General features: G+C 60.9%; 17 protein-coding genes. 6 read left to right on the top strand and 11 right to left on the bottom strand.

The window, feature by feature from the left end:
- Positions 1-187: 187 nt before the first annotated feature.
- Positions 188-1237, bottom strand: a complete 1050-nt coding sequence (locus EC915_RS00245; protein ID WP_133748527.1) for a 2,5-dihydroxypyridine 5,6-dioxygenase — start codon at positions 1235-1237, stop codon at positions 188-190.
- 341 nt (positions 1238-1578) lie between these two features.
- Here EC915_RS00245 and EC915_RS00240 point away from each other — a divergent pair, with 341 nt between their 5' ends.
- From EC915_RS00240 to EC915_RS00220, 5 genes are all read left to right on the top strand, one after another.
- Positions 1579-2745, top strand: a complete 1167-nt coding sequence (locus tag EC915_RS00240; RefSeq protein ID WP_133748526.1) for an FAD-dependent monooxygenase — start codon at positions 1579-1581, stop codon at positions 2743-2745.
- Positions 2742-3560: an alpha/beta fold hydrolase gene (locus EC915_RS00235; RefSeq protein WP_133748525.1), complete on the top strand. Its 819-nt coding sequence runs from the start codon at positions 2742-2744 to the stop codon at positions 3558-3560. Before EC915_RS00240 ends, EC915_RS00235 begins: the two co-directional genes overlap by 4 nt.
- Before the next feature lie 106 nt (positions 3561-3666).
- Positions 3667-4311, top strand: coding sequence for an N-carbamoylsarcosine amidohydrolase (locus tag EC915_RS00230; protein ID WP_133748524.1), 645 nt, complete (start codon positions 3667-3669; stop codon positions 4309-4311).
- A gap of 325 nt (positions 4312-4636) precedes the next feature.
- Positions 4637-5950: an MFS transporter gene (locus EC915_RS00225; protein ID WP_133748523.1), complete on the top strand. Its 1314-nt coding sequence runs from the start codon at positions 4637-4639 to the stop codon at positions 5948-5950.
- Between the two features lie 372 nt (positions 5951-6322).
- The gene (locus tag EC915_RS00220; protein ID WP_133748522.1) at positions 6323-6658 is read left to right on the top strand and encodes a hypothetical protein; all 336 of its coding nucleotides are present in this window, start codon (positions 6323-6325) and stop codon (positions 6656-6658) included.
- 173 nt (positions 6659-6831) lie between these two features.
- On the opposite strand, the gene ligD is transcribed toward EC915_RS00220, so the two are convergent.
- Both ligD and EC915_RS00210 read right to left on the bottom strand, forming a co-directional pair.
- Entirely contained in the window at positions 6832-9450 is a 2619-nt protein-coding gene (gene ligD / locus EC915_RS00215; RefSeq protein ID WP_133748521.1) for a DNA ligase D, read from the bottom strand.
- Positions 9451-9526: 76 nt separating this feature from the next.
- Positions 9527-10447 (bottom strand): Ku protein, encoded by a 921-nt coding sequence (locus tag EC915_RS00210; protein WP_133748520.1) that lies wholly within the window; start codon positions 10445-10447, stop codon positions 9527-9529.
- A 234-nt stretch (positions 10448-10681) separates the two neighbouring features.
- Here EC915_RS00210 and EC915_RS00205 point away from each other — a divergent pair, with 234 nt between their 5' ends.
- Positions 10682-11890 (top strand): MFS transporter, encoded by a 1209-nt coding sequence (locus EC915_RS00205; RefSeq protein ID WP_372237823.1) that lies wholly within the window; start codon positions 10682-10684, stop codon positions 11888-11890.
- Between the two features lie 132 nt (positions 11891-12022).
- On the opposite strand, the gene metC is transcribed toward EC915_RS00205, so the two are convergent.
- From metC to EC915_RS00165, 8 genes are all read right to left on the bottom strand, one after another.
- Positions 12023-14764 (bottom strand): cystathionine beta-lyase, encoded by a 2742-nt coding sequence (metC, locus tag EC915_RS00200; RefSeq protein WP_133748519.1) that lies wholly within the window; start codon positions 14762-14764, stop codon positions 12023-12025.
- 194 nt (positions 14765-14958) lie between these two features.
- Positions 14959-15615, bottom strand: a complete 657-nt coding sequence (locus tag EC915_RS00195; protein WP_133748518.1) for a glutathione binding-like protein — start codon at positions 15613-15615, stop codon at positions 14959-14961.
- The gene (locus EC915_RS00190; RefSeq protein WP_133748517.1) at positions 15612-16208 is read right to left on the bottom strand and encodes a cysteine dioxygenase; all 597 of its coding nucleotides are present in this window, start codon (positions 16206-16208) and stop codon (positions 15612-15614) included. Before EC915_RS00190 ends, EC915_RS00195 begins: the two co-directional genes overlap by 4 nt.
- A 112-nt stretch (positions 16209-16320) precedes the next feature.
- On the bottom strand, positions 16321-17160 hold the full coding sequence (locus EC915_RS00185; protein WP_133748516.1) for an amino acid ABC transporter ATP-binding protein: 840 nt from the start codon (positions 17158-17160) through the stop codon (positions 16321-16323).
- The gene (locus tag EC915_RS00180; RefSeq protein ID WP_133748515.1) at positions 17147-17935 is read right to left on the bottom strand and encodes an amino acid ABC transporter permease; all 789 of its coding nucleotides are present in this window, start codon (positions 17933-17935) and stop codon (positions 17147-17149) included. Before EC915_RS00180 ends, EC915_RS00185 begins: the two co-directional genes overlap by 14 nt.
- Positions 17925-18659, bottom strand: coding sequence for an amino acid ABC transporter permease (locus EC915_RS00175; protein ID WP_133748514.1), 735 nt, complete (start codon positions 18657-18659; stop codon positions 17925-17927). The genes EC915_RS00180 and EC915_RS00175 overlap by 11 nt, the downstream gene beginning before the upstream one ends.
- The gene (locus tag EC915_RS00170; protein ID WP_133748513.1) at positions 18656-19873 is read right to left on the bottom strand and encodes an aminotransferase class I/II-fold pyridoxal phosphate-dependent enzyme; all 1218 of its coding nucleotides are present in this window, start codon (positions 19871-19873) and stop codon (positions 18656-18658) included. The genes EC915_RS00175 and EC915_RS00170 overlap by 4 nt, the downstream gene beginning before the upstream one ends.
- Positions 19870-21309, bottom strand: a complete 1440-nt coding sequence (locus EC915_RS00165) for an FAD-binding oxidoreductase (RefSeq protein ID WP_133748512.1) — start codon at positions 21307-21309, stop codon at positions 19870-19872. Before EC915_RS00165 ends, EC915_RS00170 begins: the two co-directional genes overlap by 4 nt.
- Position 21310 lies beyond the last annotated feature (1 nt).

Raw genomic sequence — 21310 nt, 5'->3', positions numbered from 1 at the left:
AGAATGCTGGCTACATTAACGGTTGCGGCGGGTTAAGGGGAGTCCCTCGTTGAAGGTGTCAAACACCATGGGAATGAGCGTGCTCACGAAGAGGCCAGGACATCCACATCAGATGCAGAGCCCGATAGTCCGCCTTCGTGAGTACGCTCATTCCCACAGAGGTGAAGCCTGAGTGTAGCGGGCCTCTTCAGGCCCTGGAGGCTTGCGGCGCCACCACGTCCCCGCCCAGCACCACGGCCTGATCATCCAGGTAGATGTCGCAATGGCGCAGCGGGATATCCAGGTGGCACGGCGTCTTGCGGGTTCCGCCAACTTCGGTGTTCGGTCCGGTGGAGAACAGGAAGTTGCCGTAGAACGCCCTGGCGTCCATGCACATGCCATCGTTCTTGTCGTGCAGGCCCATGGCGGTCCACTGTGCCCGCGGCTGCAAACCCCAGCCTATATGGGAGATGCCATAAACTTCCGGGTCGTTGAAATACTTCATGTAGTCACGCAGGTACTGGGCTTCGAACCCGCCGTGAATACCGGTGATGAAGCCCTTCTCGATTTCCAGGGTAATCTGCTCGCGAGAGTAGGTCTTGAGCGGCAAGACGATATCGCCGACATCAATCACCAATGTGCCCTCGGCGGTTTCCTCATTCGGCCAGGAGAACAGAAAGCCACTGGGCCAGTGATCCCAACGCCCCGGTTCGTCGGCGAAACCGTATTCGGTGACCGATGGGTACTGCCCCAGTTGCGCGTGAAAATCACTGCCTGCGCGGGACTTCACGTGGATCGAACGTGCCGCTTTGAGTACCTGCTCGGCCGCCATCACCCGCTCTTTGTCGGCCTCGGTTGGCAACAAACGCGCCAGCACTTCCGGCGGCTCGACCGCCAGCAGAATCCGCGTGCCGGTCTTGAGTATCTGCTCCTGCTCCGGCGAATGCAGCAGCATCATGGTGTCGATGACCAGGTCCGCAGCCTCCAGCGCGCGTTGTGCGGCAAGGTTGCCGGTCAGCGCGGTGTCGCCGCAATAGGCGGTCATGTCGTTGCCCATGGCCCTAGGGTGATTGAAGGACGGCAGCTCTACCGCATACACCTTGGCGCCCAGACGCTGCGCGGCGTCCATCGCGGCACGCACGGTACGCGCATCGGAATAATGGCTCTTGAGTACCGCAACGCTTTGGGTCGTGTCCACCTTCGACAGCTTCAGTACGTGTTCGAACATCTGCGTCAATTCGCAATCGCTAACCGGCATCTCTCGGCTCCTCGTTCCAGCGTTGGCGGCATGCACCATCGAAAGGCGTCGCGCTTCACGCCGGTGCATTTTTTCAAGTGTATACGCTAATTATAAGTGATAAGACCTCAATTTATATCCACCTGCAATAGCTGCGCCACTCTGTTACCTCATTACACAAATCCCAATAAATAAAGGTTACTGTGGGTATCATGTCTATTTGCGACGTCCCGGCGCCTTTTTCTAATTAGCTATTCACATTTCAAAATATCAGCGTATACACTTTAAAAACGCAATTCGGCGACAACCATGCCTCGTCACCTACTCAACCCAGACTCACGAAATACGAAGGAAAGCGCGCCATGTCAGCTACCTCCGCTACGCCCAATTCGCAAACAATCGCCATCGTCGGAGCCGGACTGGGTGGCGCTGCCGCTGCCACGCTGCTGCAACAGGCCGGCTTCAAGGTCGACATCTATGAACAGGCCCCGGAGTTTTCGCGCATCGGTGCGGGCATCCACATGGGTCCCAACATCATGAAGATTTTTCGGCGCATGGGCATCGAGCAACAGTTGAGCAGCATGGGCTCGCACCCTGACTTCTGGTTCAGCCGCGAGGGTGCCACCGGGGATTACCTGTCGCGTATCGCGCTGGGTGATTTTTCGCTCAAGGAATACGGCGCGGCCTACATCACCGTGCACCGTGGCGACCTGCATGCGCTGCAGATGTCGACCCTGGCCCACGGCAGCGTGCACTTCAGCAAATGCCTGACCACCCTTGAAGAACGCGAAAGCGGCGTGCGCCTGAACTTCGCCGACGGCACCCACGCCGACGCCGACATCGTGATCGGCGCGGACGGCATCAACTCGAAAATCCGTGAAGAGCTGCTGGGCCCGGAACAACCGCTGTACAGCGGCTGGGTCGCTCACCGCGCGTTGATTCCCAGCGAGGTGCTGACCCGATACAACCTGAACTTCGAGAACTGCGTGAAATGGTGGAGCGAGGACCGTCACATGATGGTCTACCACACCACCGGCAAGCGCGATGAGTACTACTACGTCACCGGCGTCCCCCACGCGGCATGGGATTTTCAGGGCAACTGGGTCGATAGCAGCCGGGAAGAAATGTACCAAGCCTTCGTCGGGTATCACCCCACCGTGCAGGCGCTGATCGAGTCCACCGAGAGTGTGACCAAATGGCCGCTGCTCAATCGTAACCCGCTGCCGCTGTGGAGCCGTGGCCGTCTGGTGCTGCTGGGCGATGCCTGCCACCCGATGAAACCGCACATGGCCCAAGGCGCAGGCATGGCCATCGAAGACGCCGCGATGCTGACCCGCTGCCTGCAGGAAACCGGCCTGACCGATTACCGCACCGCTTTCGATCTCTACGAAGCCAACCGCAAGGAGCGCGCCTCTCGCGTGCAGGCTGTGTCCAACGCCAACACCTGGCTGCGCACCCAGGAAGACCCGGCCTGGGTCTACGGTTATGACCTTTATGCCCAGCCACTGAAATCGGGGGTAGCCGCATGAGCACGTTCATTCACGGCGGCAACATTGCGGCCAACGGCATTCGTCAGCATTACCTGCGCTATGGCGGCACCCGCCATGCCGACAAACCGGCGCTGATCCTGATCCCCGGCATCACCAGCCCGGCGATCACCTGGGGCTTCGTCGCTGAACATCTGGGGCAGCACGCCGACACCTACGTACTCGATGCCCGTGGTCGTGGCCTGTCCTCTACCGGGCCGGACCTGAACTACAGCGTGGATACCTGCGCCGATGACATCAGCGCGTTTGCTGCCGCTTTGGGCATCGACAGCTACCACCTGGTGGGGCATTCCATGGGCGCACGCTTCATTGCGCGGGCCTCGGTACGCCATCCCGAGGGCGTGAAAAGCCTGGTACTGATCGACCCGCCGGTGTCCGGCCCCGGTCGTCGCGAGTACCCGTCGAAGCTGCCGTGGTACGTCGACTCTATTCGTCAATCGCAACGCGGCATGAGCACGGACGACATGCGCGCGTTCTGCCCGACCTGGACCGATGAGCAACTGCAACTGCGTGCCGAATGGCTGCACACCTGCTTTGAGCCGGCCATCGTGCGGGCCTTCAATGACTTCCATGAGGTGGACTTCCATCAGGACCTGCCGAACCTGCCGGCCCCTGCCCTGCTGATCGTCGCCACCCGCGGCGGGGTGATCCAGGCAGAAGACGAAGCCGAGATCCAACAGCTGCAACCGGGCATTCGGATCGCCCGGGTGCAAGACGCCGGGCACATGATTCCGTGGGACAACCTGCCGGGGTTCTTCGCCGCGTTGGGTGACTTCCTCGGCATGCCATTGGCCTAGCGCCCTGCGTCCATGCCCTGTGGCAGTGAGCAAACTCACCCCACGTGGCTCTCAGCGGAAAAATCGGGTTTCAGCGCTCAAGCTGTGACTTGCGAAGGAGAACGCAATGACTGATCAACAAACCGCCGACGCCAACTACCAAGGCGTCTGGGGCAACCGCATCGGCTTCGGACAGAAACCGGCGCTGCTGATGATTGATTTCATGCAGGGCTACACCCAGCCCGGTGCGCCGCTCTATGCGCCCGGAGTGGTCAGTGCAGTGGCCGAAAGCGTTGAGCTGCTGGCCAGTGCCCGAGAGCATGGCATCCCGGTGGTGCACACCAACATCCGCTATCACCCGACCCACTTTGCCGACGGTGGGATTTGGGTGAAAAAGGCACCGGTGATGAAAGACATGGTAGAAGGCAACCCATTGGCGGCCTTCTGTGAAGCCGTGCTGCCGTTGCCTGAAGAAGTGGTCATCAGCAAGCAGTACGCCAGTGCCTTCTTTGGCACTTCACTTGCTTCCCTGCTGCATGCACAGGGTATCGACACCGTGGTGCTGGCAGGCTGCTCCACCAGCGGCTGCATCCGGGCAACAGCGGTGGACGCCGTGCAGCATGGCTTGCGGACCATCGTGGTGCGCGAATGCGTCGGCGACCGGCATCCCGATCCCCATGAAGCGAACCTGTTCGACATCGACAGCAAGTATGGGGATGTGGTGAGCAAGCGAGAGGCTATCGAGCAATTTCAAGCGGCAAGCGGCAGGTAAAGCCAGCGCCGCTACAGAAAGACGGCGAACGATGGATAAATCACAACAGAAAAAAACGGGAAGAGACGGACCCTCTGCCGTCAGAACCAGGCCATAGAGCGCTGGTCTTGCAACACCTTGCGTACCACTGGACACGCTGGCGCGCTGAATGGGCGAGACACTGCCCGGTCTTCTGACACTGCCTTTGGAAGTCGCAACCGGTGCTTGCCAAAGCACTTGATGTGCGGCAAACAAAAACCACGACAGGCCGTATGAGAACGCAGCAAACGCAGGCAAGATCAGCCGCCGTTGCCCTCACCGGTCGAAGAACCGCCAGGAGACACCCATGCCCTCTGCGAATGTAGGAAGCATCACACCCGATGCTGCGGACCCGATCAAAGCGCTCTACCACAAGATCACCTGGAAGCTCATTCCATTCCTGTGTTTTTGCTACCTGGCTGCGTACCTGGACCGCATCAACATCGGTTTCGCCAAGCTGCAGATGCTCGACCAACTGCACTTCAGCGAAACCGCATTCGGCCTCGGTGCCGGGCTGTTTTTCGTCGGCTACATCCTGTTCGAAGTCCCCAGCAATCTGGTGCTGGAAAAAGTCGGGGCGAAGCTCTGGATCGCCCGCATCATGATCACCTGGGGCCTGCTTTCGGTCTGCACGTTGTTCGTCAGCACTTCGACGCAGTTTTACGTGCTGCGGTTCTTGCTCGGCGCCGCCGAAGCGGGCTTTCTGCCGGGTGTGCTGTTTTACCTGACCACCTGGTTCCCGACTTACCGTCGTGGCCGGATCATCGCGCTGTTCATGATCGGTCTGCCGCTATCAAGCGTCATCGGCGGCCCGCTGTCAGGCTGGATCATGGCGCATTTCGATCAAACGGCCGGACTGCGCGGCTGGCAGTGGCTGTTTCTGATCGAAGGCGTGCCCAGCGTGTTGCTCGGTGTACTGACCTTCTGGGCATTGCCGAACGCGCCGAAAGACGCCAAGTGGCTCAACAGCGCTGAACAGAGCCTGCTCGAAGGGGAGCTGCGCCTGGACGACGCCGAAGGCAAGGACAGCAAACGCAGTTTCCGCGACGGTTTCTTTAATCTGAAGGTGTGGATGCTCGGCGGTATCGATTTCTCGATCCTGCTCAGCGCCTACGCCATGGGGTTCTGGATGCCGACCTTCATCAAGAACGCCGGGGTCACCGACACCTTCCACATCGGCGTGCTCACGGCCCTGCCAAGCGTCGCCGCGTTAATCGGCATGCTGATGATCGGCGCCAGTTCCGACCGCCGTCGCGAGCGTCGCTGGCACATCATCGTGCCATTCTGGATCGGTGCCGTCGCCATGGCGGCCAGCCCGTTCTTCACTCATAACCTGGTGGCAACCGTCACGCTGTTCGCCATCGCTTCGGCGGCCATCATCGGCGCAGTACCGGTGTTCTTCAGCCTGCCGGCGACCTTCCTCAAGGGACGTGCTGCGGCGACGGGCTTTGCTTTGGCCTGCTCGCTGGCGAACATTGCCGGACTGGTCAGCAATTCGATGATGGGCATTGCCATCGACGTCACCGGCAGCAGCGCAGGCGCCTTGTGGTTCTTCGCCGGATGCCTGGTGCTCAGCAGCCTGCTGGTGGTGGCTTTGCCAGCGAAATTGGTAAATCGATAAGACCCGCCATTTTCCAATCCGAGGGAGCAAATTCATTCGGGATGGCGGTTGGGCAGGCACTGCAGGTGTATGGCCTGAAGGGCCCTATCGCGAATGAATTCGCCCCCACAGGGTTGGTGCAGGGCAGCCACATCACCTTGGTTCTGCTGGTGTTCTGAAAAAGCCGAGCCCTGCCCCTTTCTCTCAAACCCACGTCCAATCCCGTAGGAGCGAATTCATTCGCGAGGCGATCACGCAGACGCTGCAATTGTATCGACTTTGCAGTGGCCTCCACCTCAGCAACAGCCATTTCGTCCGTCAGGGAAAGATCGCGGGAACGCTCAGCGTTGCTCATGCGTCAGACACTTAAATACTGACCCTGGAGCCATTGAAATGAAGACCGTGATCACGCAGCAAGAAATCGCCGACGCGGACCTCAGACCTTACAAGGAAATCTGGCTGACCTCCAAGCTGGCGCTGACCGAAAGCGGCCACACCGACGGTGAGCTGTGCCTGTGGCGTGCGGATGAGGCCTTTACCCATGACATGATGAGTGAAGGCACCCATGACCAGAACCTCAAGCGCATTTGGTTGAACGTCGACGACCTCGACGATCAAGAGCAGGTACTGGCGATTGAGCAACGGGTGCGCCAGCGACTCGTGGAGCTGGATCTCACCGGAGAGTTTTACCCGGCGGAAGTGGGCGAGGGGCATGCGTCCGAGGGGTGACTGTTTGCGGTGGTGCATTTGAACATTGAGGTATCCACTCACCGCAAAGATTGGTTAACCCGCCGCGCTATGGGCGCTGAAACAATAGGCAGGTATCTGATTCTGCAAAGCCCGGTTTAACCGGGCATCAGCCCTTACCTCTTGCCTTCCTATTTCTAAACTCACTCACAGCCCTACGGCGCCTCGACTCCCAACCGCTTCCACATCGGCTTGGTGATGCGCTGGGTATTCTTGTACCCCACCCACGGATCGCCCTTGAGCTTACGCAAGCGTTCGAGCAGGTTGCCGATGTTCCACTGCGCCGAGGACGTGAGTTCGCTCAGTTCGTCGCGGGCGATGGGTACCGAAACCGGCAATCCGGGCCGCGCGCGGGCTGAGTAGGCGGCCACGGTACTGGCGCCGCGCGCGTTGCGCAGGTAGTCGATGAAAATCTTGCCTACCCGGTTTTTTGGCCCGGACGTGGCCGTGAAACGCTCCGGCAACTGCTGGGCGATGAACTGCGCCACGGCCTTGGCGAAGGCTTTCACCGTTTCCCAGTCCGCCTTGCGTGCCAGCGGCACGATGATGTGCATGCCCTTCCCACCGCTGGTCTTGATGTAGGCATCCAGGCCCAGCTCGTCGAGCACCGCCAGAGTCATTTGCGTGGCCTCGATCATGCTACGCCACGGCAATGCCGCGTCCGGGTCCAGGTCGAGGACGAAGAGGTCTGGCAGCTCGATCCGATCATGGGTTGCGCCCCAGGTATGCAATTCTATGGTGCCCATCTGCGCAGCACCGACCAGCGCCTGAGCGCTGTCGATTTCCATCAGGCGCGCATGGCCTGGATCCAGCTCGGGATCCAGCTGCTTGATGTGAGGTATCGCCAGGCGCTCGGAATGCTTCTGGAAAAACTGCTCCCCTTCCACACCTTCCGGGCAGCGCAGCAATGCCACGGGACGCTGATCGAGGTAAGGCAGAATCCAGTCTGAGATCGATTCGTAGAACCATGCAAGATCGATCTTGTGAAGCCCGCTTTGCGAATCGATCACCCGTTCGGGATGGCTGATCGATACGCCTGCCACGTCGACCCTGTCCTTGGCGGCACTTTTGCCCGCAGGCGCGCCTTTTTTTGCCGGTGTAGCGGCTTTGGGACTGCTTGCTTTCGAGGCTTTTGGCTTGACCTCGGCATTGAGATCTTTCGGCGTTTTCGGGTACTCGTGGACCACCTCACTGGCGGGTTTGTCGCTACGCAGCGCAATAAACGCTGAATGACGGATGATCCCACCGCGCGTCCATTCGCCGAACTCTACCTCACCGACCAGCGTCGGTTGTATCCAGTGCACGCCGCGAGCCTGGGCGCCGGTGAGTTTTTTTGCCAGCGGCGATGGGTCCTGCTGCAGAGGTTTCATCTGCTCGTACATATCGACGAGCATTTTCTGGTTAAAGCCCGTACCGACCCTACCGGCGTACACCAATCCTTCGTTCTGCTCATTAACTGCCAATAGCAACGCGCCGAAACCGCTGCGACTGCCTTGAGGTTTGGTGAAACCAACGATCACGAACTCTTGCCGCAACTTGCATTTGAGCTTGATCCAGTCAGGGCTGCGACGGGATTGGTAAGCGCTACCCGCGCGTTTGCCGATAACACCCTCAAGTGATAACAAGGAGGCGCTTTCAATGATGTCGCGATGGCTGGCCGAGAACGCATCGGAGAAACGCAGAGTTCCCTTACCTTGCCCGCCCAGCAGTTTTTTCAAAATTGCACGGCGCTCTTCTACAGGTTTTTCGCGAATGTCCTCGCCATTGAAGAACGGCAGGTCGAACAGATAAAAGACAATGTCCTTGCTGCGGCCAATGTCGAACGCATTCTGTAGCGCCTGAAAGTCCGGCAGACCGGCGTCGTTAAGCACCACGATTTCACCGTCGAGCCAGCCATCCCCCAGCTTCAACTCGCTGATTGCCTTGGCCTGGAGGGGCAGCTTCCCGGTCCAGTCATGACCGTTTCGGGTGAGCAGCCGTACTTCGCCGTCCAGAATACGGGCCATGATGCGGTAGCCGTCGAACTTGATCTCATACAGCCACTCACCCTCTGGCGGGGCGTCCATCAACGTTGCCAACTCCGGTGAGAGTTTTTCCGGCACTTCGGCTTTTTTTGCAGTGGCCTTGCTGTCGCGCTTCTTCGGCGCTTTAGGCACGGAGGTCGCCGCCTTGGGCTTGCCAGCCTTGGACGATGTTCGTCCTTCACCTACCGTTGCCCCGCTGACTACGCTTTCGGGCCTGTCGATGACGATGTCGTACTCATTGGCTGAACGTACCGCCTGATCCTTTTCCTTGATCAGCAGCCACTGCTCCTTGTCGCTGTTGCCCCTGAGGTGCGTGCGCACCAAAGCCCAGTCGCCCGTGAGCTTTTCACCGATCAGTGTGAACTTGAGCTTGCCCGCCTTATAGGTAGCCAGAGGATCACCGTGGGGTTGCCAAATACCCCGATCCCAGACGATCACATCCCCTGCGCCGTATTGCCCCTCGGGAATACTGCCTTCGAAGGCGCCATAGCCCAGCGGATGATCTTCGACATGCACGGCCAGCCGTTTGTTCTTGGGATCCAGGCTCGGCCCCTTGGGCACCGCCCAGCTTTTCAAGGTCCCGTCCAGCTCAAGCCGAAAATCGTAGTGCAAGTTGCGCGCATCATGTTTATGGATGACGAAACTCAGCGCCTCACCCTTGCCGCCGCGAGGGTGGGCCAAAGCCTCCGGCGGTTCGGACGTGACGTCGAAGTTGCGCTTGCGGGTGTACTCACTGACGGGCTTTGCCATGATCGATTCAGCCTCTGCGGCTTCTGCTCAAGGGGAAGGGTTGTCAATGAAACGGCTCTGAACAAGACGCCGTTCTTCAGGACGCCTTGGTGGTCTTTTTCCGGGCAGGGGCTCGACGCTTGGCCGGCGCGGCCTCATCTGCGGCAGCGGTTTTGCCCTTGCTGACGGGTTTGGCTTTCTCTGCGGTCTTGGCTGAGCTGCTGCGGCCACCCAGGCTGCGCTTGAGCAACTCGGTCAAATCGATGACGTCGGCAGATTTGCGCTCGGTCTCGCCGGCGTCGGTCTCCACATCTTCGATTTTGCCTTCCCGCGCTTTGGTCTCGACCAGTGTCATGATCTGGTCCTGGAACGTGTCTCGGTACTCTTCGTCGTCCGGCGACCACTCGGTACTCATGTCCTTGACCAGCCGCTTGGCCATGTCCAGTTCACTTTTGCTCAGCTTGACGTCCGTGGCTTCCTTGGGCAGGTCCAGACTGTCGATTCCGCGCACTTCGGCAGGCCAGCGCAACAGCACCAGAATGATGGCCGAATCCAGTGGCATTACCGCCGCCAGGTGCTGGCTGGTGCGGATCACCACATGTGCCAGCGCAACTTTACCGGTGTCCACCAGTGTCTGGCGTAGCAGCGCGTAGACCTTCTCTCCGCGCTTGTCGGGGGCCAGAAAATAAGGTGTGTCGATGTTCTGCAACGGAATCTGAGCACTGTCCACGAAACCAAAGATATCAATGGTTTGGGTGGACTTGGGGTGCGCCGAGCGAATTTCCTCTTCGCTGATCACCACATAACGGCCCTTCTCGTACTGCACACCCTTGACGATGTTTTCCTTGGTCATCTCCTTGCCGGTGACCTTGTTGATCCGCTTGTAGCCGACCGGGTCCATGCTGCGCTTGTCCAACCAGTCGAAGTCGACGCCTTGCTGCGACGTTGCAGAGACCAGCGCCACGGGGATATGCACCAGTCCAAAGCTGATCGCGCCCTTCCAGATTGCCCGAGCCATCGCGTTTAATTCCCAAGGGGTGTGTTTAGCAGTGACCGGGCAGAGTGTGGAAAAGTTTCGGCAGGATGACGGGTGTACACGGACAGGCAACCCGAACATTGTTTTCAGGCATCAAGCCTATCGGTCTGCAGGCCCTTCTTAACGCAACGAAAAGGCGTTAGCCTCCAGAGCCTGTCCTTCCACGCGCCTTTACGCACACTTCTGCCGACGCGGCGCTGCTCAGTTGAGTGATCCATGACTTCAATGCCCCACGCCCCTCCCGCTGCCACCATGACCAAGGGCCTGGCGATGCTGTTTGCGTTTTGCTGCGGCGCCATTGTGGCCAACATCTATTACGCGCAGCCCATCATTGGCCTGATCGCCCCGGACATCGGGCTGTCGAGTACGCTGGCGAGCCTTATCGTATCGCTGACGCAGATCGGCTATGCGCTGGGGTTGTTTTTCCTCGTGCCGTTGGGTGATCTGCTGGAAAACCGACGGCTGATGATGGTGACCACGGCGGTGGCGATCCTGAGTCTGCTGGGCGCGGCCTTTGCCCAGACGCCGAATCTGTTCTTGCTGGCGTCGCTACTGGTGGGCTTCAGCTCGGTGGCGGTACAGATTCTGATCCCTCTGGCTGCCCATCTGGCACCCGAAGAAACCCGTGGGCGCGTGGTCGGTAGCATCATGGGGGGGCTACTCTTGGGCATCCTGCTGGCTCGACCGGCGTCCAGCCTGATCGCCGACCACTTCGGCTGGCGCGCGGTGTTCGGCACAGCCGCCGTGATGATGCTGCTGATCAGCGCAGTGCTGGCGACCACCATTCCCAAATATCAACCGACGCATAAGGCCAGCTACGGCCAGCTGCTCAAGTCGCTGTGGGGTTTGCTGCTCAAGCAGCCGGCGCTGCGTCAGAGGGCGTTTTACCAGGCCTGCATGTTTGCCAGTTTCAGCCTGTTCTGGACTGCCGTGCCGCTGGAACTGGCACGTAATCACGGCCTGTCCCAGAGCCAGATCGCGCTGTTTGCGCTGGTCGGCGCCATCGGCGCCATTGCCGCGCCGATGGCTGGCAGGCTGGCCGACGCCGGTCACAGTCGGATCGCCAGCCTGGGCGCGATGCTCTTCGCAGCCATCAGTTTTCTGCCAAGCCTGATCCAGCCTGCCTACGCTGTGATCGGCATGGCGATTAGCGGGGTGATTCTGGACTTCTGCGTGCAGATGAACATGGTGGTTGGCCAGCGTGCGGTGTATGCCCTGGATGCCAAGAGCCGCAGCCGCCTGAATGCGCTGTACATGACCAGTATTTTCATAGGGGGTGCGACGGGGTCGATCATCGCCAGCCCTCTTTACGATCACGGCGGCTGGATCTGGATCGTACTGGCGGGCAGTGCGTTCCCATTGTTGGCGTTGTTGGTGTTTTTGAAGGCGTGGGCGTCCGAGTCGCGATCTTTCCAACACCTGTGAACTGCGAATCAAAAACCGCCTGAACCGGCGGTTTTATGTTGACAGCTCAGTTGCGGACCAGGCCGTAGGCTCAACCCAGCGTCTGACAAAGGGAGGGCGGCGGATGGGCGCAGGTGATCCCGGGCGCCAGCATCACTGAATCGCCGCAAAACCCCTTTCCAGGTCTTCGATCAGCGCGCTGACGTCTTCCAGACCGATGTGCAGGCGCAGCAGCGAACTGAGGGTTTTATCGGCGGCGTTTTCGCGGTCGTGGACGTTGGCGCAGATGACCAGGCTTTCGAAGCCGCCCCAGGAGGCGCCGAGGCCGAACAGGTGCAGGGCGTCGATGAATTGCTCCTGGTGTTTGGGATCGTTGTGAGCCAGCTCGAAGGTCAGCAGGCCGTTGCTGCCGGTGAAGTCACGTTTCCACAGGGCGTGGTTCGGGTGATCGGGCAGCGCCGGGTGAAATACGCGCTTGACCTGCGGGTGCTGCTGCAACCAGTGAGCAACTTGTAAAGCCTGACGCTGGTGTACGTCCAGGCGCGCGGCGAGGGTCCGGGCGCCGCGCAGGACCAGGTACGCGTCGTCCGGGCTGACAGTGCTGCCGAAGGTGTCGGTCATCACCGCCAGTGGCTGCCATACGGCTTGGGTGGTGCAAACGCTGCCCATCACAACATCGCTGTGACCGGCCAGATACTTGGTCAGGGCCATGACGGAAATGTCCGCACCCAGCGTCAGTGGACGGTACTGATAGCCCGAGCCGTAGGTGTTGTCGACCGCCAGCAGAATGCCGCGAGGCTTGCACAGCGCTGCGATGGCTGGCAGGTCGGCAAGCTCGTACAGCAATGAACCCGGCACCTCGGCGTAGACCATCCGGGTATTGGCTTTTAGTTTGGCTTGCAGCCCGCGGCCATCGGCGTTGAAGTAGCTGTACTCGATGCCGAACGGCTTGAGAAACTCTTGCGCCACCTGCCGCACCGGGGAATACACCGCGTCAGTGATCAGCACGTGATCGCCAGGTCGCAGATAGGCCAGAAACGTCTGTGCCACCGCCGCCAGCCCGGTGCCAAACAAGCGGGTGCGATAGCCGCCTTCCAGCTCGGTGACCAAGTCTTCCAGTTCGAACGCCGTAGGGTTGCCACGGGCGCCGTAGCTCAGTACGCGCTCGGTGTCCCGGCGATTGCGGGCATCGCGCATCTCGGCGAGGCTGTCGAACAGTACCGTGCTCATGCGTGACACCGGCGGGTTGACGCCTCGCACGCCACTGCCCTTCTCGCCACGGGCGGCATGTACCAGCCGGGTGCGTACCCGATGTTCAGTGGCATGGCTGGCAAGGGGTTTGAGGCTGGCAATCTCTTGCTCCGTCATCTGTCCCAAAAGGCCGATTTCCCAAGCCAGATACTGACGTGCAGCGTCTTTGTTGCCCGAATGCCGATCATGGGTGAAGAACAGAAAATCGATGCACTGTTCGTCTGGCGGGTTGCTGGCGTCTTCACTCACCGCGAAGCCTGCGGCCTGCCACGCCTGGAACTCCAGCCAACGCACCTGTCGACGCTGCTGCTCGGGCAACTCACCTGCGGCCATCGCGGCAACGACCGGGTGATCGGCGATCAGCACCACCGGCTTGGACTGACCCACCAGTTGGTCGACCAATCGCGAACGAATCGACCAGACGGAGCCTGCAATGTGTGCCTTGCGCCAGGCCATGCTGCTGCGCAGGTCGATCAACGCAACGGTGTTGTTACGCAGCGCATCCGCCAACTCGGCAGCACTGATTTCAGGCAGGGTCGGTGCGTTGAAAGGCGTACTGACCGGCAACGCGAGGCCACTGTGCAAACCTCCTTCCAGCACGTACGCCTCATGGCCCAACTGGCGCAACCAACCAGCGACAACGGGCGCGCGCAGGCCGTCGTTGTCGAACAGCACCACACGCGCCTGACGCACACCGACATACAGGTCGGTGGATTGAATCAACTGTCCGCCAGGCGTGTGTTGTGCACCGGGCAGACTGCCGAGGGCGAACTCTTCCGGTGTACGCACATCGCAGAGGAACAGGCTGCGCGACGCATCGCTCGCCCAGGCAACGACCTGCTGCGCGCTGACTGTCTGCACGCCCGCACGTTGTGCCAGACGCTGCGCAGACTCCCGTCGCTCGGTCAGCGTGATGGTCGACGAGACGTCGGGATAACGTCGGCTGCTGCCATGCTCCAACGGCAAGTCAGCCAGATACCAACCCTGGGTGCCGTTCTCCAGCGCGTACACCGGGTTCTTCACGCCCAGGTCGATGAGGGTCTGCGCACCGATGATGCTGCGGGTGCGACCTGCGCAATTGACAACGATGGGCGTGGTCTCGTCCGTCACCAGATCATCCAGGCGATAGGCCAGCTCGCCGTTGGGGCAGCATACGGAGCCGGGGATGGTCATCTTGCGGTATTCGTCGAACGGACGGCCGTCGAGCAGCACCAGCGGCTCGCCGCGGGCCTGCCAGGCTGCCAGTTCGGTGGCGCTGATGTGCGGGGTATGGCTGGCCTCCTCGACCAACTCGCCGAAAGCCTTGGATGGCACATGCACGCCGGCGAACAACTGCAAACCCGCTGCCTGCCAGCCGTCGGCGCCACCTTCAAGCACGTGAACGCGGCTGTAGCCCAGCTCACGCAGACGCTGCGCGGCATTGACCGATACGTCGTTACCGCTCTGGTCATAAATCACCAGCCGTACGCCGGGGTTGGGCGCCAGCCGACGGGCTTCCAGTTCGAGCCGGCTGTAGGGCAGATTTACCCCGTGAAACAGATGCGCTTCGCCGTACTGACCATGCTCACGCACGTCGAACAGGGCGATTTCCTGCCCGTCGAACAGCCAGGTTTGCAGGTGTTGCGGGGTGACGTTTTGGCTCATGGAATTCTCGTGGTTCTTTCGTAGTGCTGGATCAGGAGACTGGCGAAATCCGGTGGGAGTGAGCTTGTTCACGAACGGCCAGCACACTCAATGCATCTTTTGTGTTCGCACTTTCCGTCTTCGCCAGCAGTCCCACGCCCACAGGGCACAGGGCACAGGGCACAGATTCAGAATTCGGGCAACGCGTTACAGACTCACTGCAATGCCAGGGACTTTTCGCCCGCTGCCACTTCCCTGCCCTTTTCATACGCACGTTGTACGGCAGGGCGTGCCTTGATGCGTTCGCGCCATGCGTGAATGTTCGGATAGTTCGCCAGATCCAGCCCCTGACGCAGCGGCTGAATCCACGGGAAGATTGCCATGTCGGCAATCGAGTATTCACCCGCCACGAACGGCGCTTCACTCAAGCGTTTATCCAGCACGCCATACAGCCGCGTGGCTTCGGCGCCGAGCAGGTCAAGGGCAAATGGAATCGGCTCCGGCGCCTTCTCCTTGAACACCTGCAACTGGCTCAAATAGGGCGTGACATGCCCCACTTGCCAGAACAGCCATTGCTGAACCTGCTGGTAGTCGGCTGTGCCCGCAGGCGGCAAAAAGCGCCCGGCCTTATTGGCCAGATAATTCAGAATCGCCCCGGATTCGAACAGGCTCAGAGGTTCGCTGAGACCATTGGGCGCATGATCGACGATCGCGGGGATGCGTGCGTTGGCGCTGATCGCCTGGAACCCTTCCTGCTTCTGTTCGCCAGTGCGGATGTTAATCGGCAACACGCGGTATGCCTGCCCGAGTTCTTCCAGCAGGATGCCGATTTTCAGGCCGTTGCCCGTAGGCCAGTAATAGAGGTCGATCATGCGTAGGCCTTGATCGAGGGGGCCATTTGCGAGGCGTTGTAGTTGAGGACCTTGCCCTCGGCGTTGACGCCGTAGCGACCGTTCAACGACTCCAGCGGGCGGCCGTAGAGATGAAAATGCAGGGTCGGGGTGTCGCCATCGACCTTGATCCCGTGCAGATCTTCGCCGAGGAAGCTGATCGGGGTGCCGGGCTGTACCACCACTTCTTTTTCCAGTTCCAGCCTGGCGAACGCCGGATCGCTGCCATCGTCGGTACGGGCCCAGACGTAATTGATTTCCTGACCCTGCACGGCCACGATCACAGCCCACGTTTCATGGTTATGCGGCAGCGTGCTTTTGCCCGGTAGCAGGGAGTTCATGTACAGCGTCGGCGTTTCGCCGTTGTCGTTCAGGCGATAACGGAAAGCAGTATCGCCCTCGCCCGGTACCGGCGCCGGGAAGGCGTCGAAGTTGAACAGATCGTGGCGCTCGGCCAAGCCTTCGAGCAGGCTGACGATCTCTTTCAACGCATGACGGTCAACGCCGCGCTGGTGGATGACGCGGATACGCTGAAGGAAATCTTCAATCACTTGGCTGCGGTGTTCGGTGCTCATCAGGTGCTCCTTTATAAATAGTCGGGGCTGGCAATCGATCCTGGCCACACGAATGACGTTGCAGGGTTTGCTGGCCAGGACATCGGCATTCCGGCCACACGGTTTTACCGGGTCAAACCGACAAGCCGTAACGGCTGATATTGCTCAACAGATACGGATCGCCGTTGACCACCGGGCGGCGCCCGGCATCGCCCAGGGCATGACGCAAAAATGCCTGGGTACGCTCGCTGGTCGGGCGCTGGAAAATCTGCTCGGCGCTGCCGTGCTCGACGATCAGGCCGTTTTCGGTGAAATACACCACGTCACTGATGTCTTCGGCGAAGCGCATCTCGTGGGTGACCAGCACGCAGGTCATGCCCTCCTCGGTCAACTCGCGAATCACCGTCAGCACTTCGCCCACGGTTTCCGGGTCCAGGGCCGAAGTCACTTCATCGAACAGCATCAACTCGGGGCGCATCGCCAACGCCCGTGCAATCGCCACGCGCTGCTGCTGACCACCGGACAACTGGCCCGGATAGGCATCGGCCTTATGTTCCATGCGCACTTTGGCCAGCAAGGCTCGGGCTTCTTTTTCAGCCTCCACCGAGCTGCGCCCCAGCACCTTGCGCGGGGCTATCACCAGGTTTTCCAGCACCGACAGATGCGGGAACAGGTTGTACTGCTGGAAGACAAAGCCAACGCGCTTGCGCAACGCGATGCGCTGAGCCTCGCTGTTGAGGTTGTGCACTTCGGTCTCGCCCACGCGAATGCTGCCGCGCTGAGGCTGCAGTAGCCCGGTGATGCAACGCAGGATGGTCGACTTGCCCGACCCCGACGGACCGATGATCGACACCGCCTGCCCGCGCTGCACCTCAAGGTCGATGCCCTTGAGCACGCGGTTGCTGCCAAACGACAGATGAATGTCGCGCAGGCTGATCAGGGGCTGTTCGGCGCGCGTTTCAGGAGAAGGCATAACGTCGCTCCAGCAATTGAGTGAGTCGGGAGATCGGGTAGCAATAGGCGAAAAACAACGCCAGCACGCTGAAGTAGATCAGCACCGTGAAGCCGGTGCGGTTGACCGTATTACTGGCGATCTGCGCGGTGTCGATCAGGTCATGCACGCCCACCAGCGAGGCCAGCGCAGTGCCCATGGTGATGACCGCGTAGAGGTTCATCCATGGCGGCAACATGCGCTTGAAGCACTGCGGCAGGATGATCGAGCGGAAGATCTGCCCGCGGGTGAAGGCCAGCGAACGCGAGGCCTCCCATTGAGTGCTGGGAATAGAGCCAATAGCCCCGCGAAAGATCTCCGCGACGTTGGCGCTGGCCGGCAACGCCAGGCCAATGGTGACTTTCACCCAGTCCGGGAAGGCGATCCAGGACTTGCCGATGTGCAACTCGAACGGGAAGACGTAGGTGGTGAAGTAAATCAGCACCAACCATGGCGCATTGCGAAACACCTGCACCCAAATGCGCGCCGGCAGTCGCGTGATCCACAACGGCGAGACCGCCAGTGCACCGATCAAAAGCCCCAGCAACGAGCCAATCGCAATGGCCAACAGGCTGATCAGGATGTTCTGTCCAAAGCCGACTGCCAGGGCGGGCGACCACTCATACAGCGCGGCGAAGACCGGGCTGTTCGGCGCGCCAACTATCACTAACCACGCGAGCACAGCCAGCAACACCAGCTTGCCCGGATGCCGACGCGGCCAGGACAGCGGCAGGCTCGCGGATGAATCAATGGCCATAACCGGGCATCCTCAGTTTTGCTTCAAGGGCACGGCCCACGCAGTTGACGGCGAAGCTGAGCAGACCGAAGAACGTCAACAGCAGGATCATCAATTCCAGCACGTTATCGCTCTGGGTCCAGATCATGATCGAGGCGTAAGTGATGTCACCGACCGCAATCGCCGACGCGACCGCGGTCATCTTCACCAGGTCGATCAGGTTGTTGATCAGCGACGGCAGCGCAAAGCGCATGGCCAATGGCAGTTGCACATTCCACAGCAACTGACGGCTGCTGAAGGCCAGGGAACTGGCGGCTTCCAGCGTCACGGCGGGCACCGCTTCAATGCCGGCGCGCAAGGCTTCGGCATGAAACGCGCCCTTGTGCAGCGAGATCACGATCACCACCCAGGCGAACGGCGTCAGCGGGTTCGCCGCGCCGACGGCCTGAGTCAGCAGCATGTTCAGCACCAAAAACGCGCAATACAGCTGCACCAGCGTCGGCGTGTTGCGGGTGACCTCAATGAACACCCGCGCAGGTTTGGCCAGATACGCCTTGCCGCTGGTGAGCATCGCCGCCAGCGCAACACCGGCCAACAGGCTGCCGATGATGGTGAACAGGCACAACAAGACCGTGGTCAGCGCACCGTCGATCATCGAGCCGCGCTGATAGGCATCGAGCAGAAAACTGTAGTTCAGCCCGAACTGCGCCGTCCACTGGACGAACCCTTGCAGCCAATGACTCATGCCGACGCCTCGAGCCGCAGCTGCGCGCAGGCTTCGGCGATACGGCGTCCGGCTTCGATCACGCTGCGGGTGGCAGTGGCGATGGACAGGCGAAACCACGGCGACAGCCCGTAGGCGCCGCCGGCTACCCCGGCCACACCCTGCTCCAGCAGGTAATTCACCACATCGCCGTCATCGTTAAGACGCAGGCCATCGGGACGCAGGCGTCCCAACAGACCCGCGCAGCGCACGAAGACAAAGAATCCGCCCTGGGGCTTGAGCACCTGCAACCCGTCCACCTCATTCAATGCCGCGACCAGCAAGTCCCGCCGCTGCTGATAGGCCTGCACCTGTTCCGGCAGAAAATCCAGACCGCCTTCAAACGCCGCCAGCGCCGCAGCCTGTCCGACCGATGACGCGCCGGACGTCGATTGCGACTGCATGACGGCCATCGCGCCGGTCAGGTCCCTGGGGCCTGCGCCGAAGCCGATGCGCCAGCCGGTCATGGCGTAGGTCTTGGATACGCCGCCCACCAGCAAAGCGCGCGGCTGCAGATCCGCTGCCACGTTGAGCAGGCTCAGGGGCGGCTTGCCGTCGAAGCGAATGTGTTCGTAAAGCTCGTCCAGCAGCACCAGTACCTGAGGGTGGCGACGCAGCACCTCGGCCAGCGCCAGCAGTTCCGCTTCGCTGTACACCGCGCCGCTGGGGTTGCCGGGGCCGTTAAGAATCAGCCAGCGGGTGCGTTCGTTGATGTGTTGTGCCAGCTGGCTCGGCGTCAGTTTGCAGCCCTGCTCCAGGCCGCATTCGATGAACACCGGCTCGCCACCGTTGACCCGCACGATGTCCGGGAACGACGGCCAATAAGGCACCGGCACCAGCACTTCGTCGCCCTCATCCAGGGTCGAGGCGAAGGCATTGAAGATGATCTGCTTGGCGCCGTTGCCGACGACGATCGAAGCCAATGAATAGTCGAGACGATTTTCCCGCTGCAATTTGCGCTGGATCGCCTCGCGCAGGGCCTTCACTCCGGGCGTGGGCGTGTACTTGGTCGCGCCGCCGTGGATGGCTTTGCAGGCCGCTTGCTTGATGTGCTCGGGCGTATCGAAATCCGGCTCGCCGGTGGTCAAGTCCAGAATGTCGCGACCGGCTTCACGCAAGGCCGTGGCCTGGGATTTAGCGGCGGCATTAGCGGACAGGGAAACGCGCTGGATGCGCTTGGATAAACGAACGCTCATGGCGCGGTGCTCCGGCTGTCGATGCTCGCCAGGACCTTGCCTGGGTTGAGCAGATTGAGGGGGTCCAGCGCCTGTTTCACCCGGCGCATGAGATCCAGTTCGACCGGGCTTTTGTAGCGCGGCAACATCGCACGCTTGCGTTGACCGATGCCATGCTCGGCGCTGATCGAGCCGCCGAAGGCGTGGGCGCTGTCATGCACCCGCTCGCTGAGTTCGGCGTAACGGGCCATGTGCGCCTCGACCGTCGAGTTCAGTGGATGCGCGACGTTGTAATGCAGGTTGCCGTCGCCCAGATGGCCGAAGGTGAAATTGCGCACGCCGGGAAAGTGCTGCTGCAGCAAGGCGTCGGTGTGTTCGACGAAATCGACGATGCGTGAGATGGGGATCGAGATGTCGTGCTTCATGTTGCGACCGGCACGCTTCTGCGCCTCGCTCATGTTCTCGCGCAGCAACCACAGCGCCTCGCTCTGGGCCAGGCTCTCGGCGATCAGCGCGTCAGACAGCAAACCTTCCTCGAAAGCGCTACCCAGCACATCCTCGAATGCCTGACGCGCATGGGCGTCGCTGTGGTTGTCCGACAGTTCCAGCAACGCGAACCAGGGTTGCGGCGCATTGCTAAAAGGTTGTGGCCCCTCTGGAAACTGCTCGCGGAGTAATGTCAGACAATCGGCGGTCAGCAATTCGAATGCCGTCAGGCTTGCGCCAAAACCGGCTCGGGCGTGGGACAGGAAACTCACCGCCTGAGCCAGCGAATCGAAGGCCAGAAAAGCCGTGCTTCGGGCTTTGGGCAGCGGAAACAGCTTCAAGGTCGCGGCAGTGATGATGCCCAGCGTGCCTTCGCTGCCGATGTACAGGTCGCGCAGGTCGTATCCGGTATTGTCCTTGCGCAGTCCGCGCAGGCCATTCCAGATTTCGCCCTCGGCCGTGACCACTTCCAGACCCAGGGTCAGTTCGCGGGTATTGCCATAGCGCAACACCGCCGTGCCTCCGGCATTGGTGCCCAGATTGCCGCCGAGGGTGCAACTGCCCTCCGCGCCCAGGCTCAGCGGGAACAAGCGACCTGCCTCGCGGGCGACGTCTTGCACGTGCTGCAGGATGCAGCCAGCTTCAACGGTCAGCGTGTCATTGTCGGTATCCACCTCGCGCACGCGATTCAAGCGATCGAGAATCAGCAGCACCGAACGCCCACTGGCGTCCGGGGTGGCCGCGCCCATCAATCCGGTGTTGCCGCCCTGCACCACGATCGGCGCACGATGCGCGACACAGGCCCTGACTACCGCCGCGACCTCTTCGGTGTTGGCCGGCCGCGCTACCGCCAGCGCCTGGCCAACATAAGTGCCCTGCTTGTCGGTCAGCTGCGCGATGGACGGGTCGCCCGGCAACACATGACTGGCGCCGAGCAGTTGCTGCAAGGTCTGGAACAGATCGCGGCTCATC

This window comes from Pseudomonas sp. LP_7_YM (assembly GCF_004364435.1).
In the GTDB taxonomy this organism is placed as follows: domain Bacteria; phylum Pseudomonadota; class Gammaproteobacteria; order Pseudomonadales; family Pseudomonadaceae; genus Aquipseudomonas.
The sequence above is the reverse complement of the archived record's forward strand: the minus strand, read 5'-3'. Positions and strand labels throughout refer to the sequence as shown.

Bases quoted from the DNA above. Each gene is read 5' to 3' on its own strand.
- EC915_RS00245 (WP_133748527.1), bottom strand. From the start codon at position 1,237: ATGCCGGTTAGCGATTGCGAATTGACGCAGATGTTCGAACACGTACTG.
- EC915_RS00240 (WP_133748526.1), top strand. From the start codon at position 1,579: ATGTCAGCTACCTCCGCTACGCCCAATTCGCAAACAATCGCCATCGTC.
- EC915_RS00235 (WP_133748525.1), top strand. From the start codon at position 2,742: ATGAGCACGTTCATTCACGGCGGCAACATTGCGGCCAACGGCATTCGT.
- EC915_RS00230 (WP_133748524.1), top strand. From the start codon at position 3,667: ATGACTGATCAACAAACCGCCGACGCCAACTACCAAGGCGTCTGGGGC.
- EC915_RS00225 (WP_133748523.1), top strand. From the start codon at position 4,637: ATGCCCTCTGCGAATGTAGGAAGCATCACACCCGATGCTGCGGACCCG.
- EC915_RS00220 (WP_133748522.1), top strand. From the start codon at position 6,323: ATGAAGACCGTGATCACGCAGCAAGAAATCGCCGACGCGGACCTCAGA.
- ligD (WP_133748521.1), bottom strand. From the start codon at position 9,450: ATGGCAAAGCCCGTCAGTGAGTACACCCGCAAGCGCAACTTCGACGTC.
- EC915_RS00210 (WP_133748520.1), bottom strand. From the start codon at position 10,447: ATGGCTCGGGCAATCTGGAAGGGCGCGATCAGCTTTGGACTGGTGCAT.
- EC915_RS00205 (WP_372237823.1), top strand. From the start codon at position 10,682: ATGACTTCAATGCCCCACGCCCCTCCCGCTGCCACCATGACCAAGGGC.
- metC (WP_133748519.1), bottom strand. From the start codon at position 14,764: ATGAGCCAAAACGTCACCCCGCAACACCTGCAAACCTGGCTGTTCGAC.
- EC915_RS00195 (WP_133748518.1), bottom strand. From the start codon at position 15,615: ATGATCGACCTCTATTACTGGCCTACGGGCAACGGCCTGAAAATCGGC.
- EC915_RS00190 (WP_133748517.1), bottom strand. From the start codon at position 16,208: ATGAGCACCGAACACCGCAGCCAAGTGATTGAAGATTTCCTTCAGCGT.
- EC915_RS00185 (WP_133748516.1), bottom strand. From the start codon at position 17,160: ATGCCTTCTCCTGAAACGCGCGCCGAACAGCCCCTGATCAGCCTGCGC.
- EC915_RS00180 (WP_133748515.1), bottom strand. From the start codon at position 17,935: ATGGCCATTGATTCATCCGCGAGCCTGCCGCTGTCCTGGCCGCGTCGG.
- EC915_RS00175 (WP_133748514.1), bottom strand. From the start codon at position 18,659: ATGAGTCATTGGCTGCAAGGGTTCGTCCAGTGGACGGCGCAGTTCGGG.
- EC915_RS00170 (WP_133748513.1), bottom strand. From the start codon at position 19,873: ATGAGCGTTCGTTTATCCAAGCGCATCCAGCGCGTTTCCCTGTCCGCT.
- EC915_RS00165 (WP_133748512.1), bottom strand. From the start codon at position 21,309: ATGAGCCGCGATCTGTTCCAGACCTTGCAGCAACTGCTCGGCGCCAGT.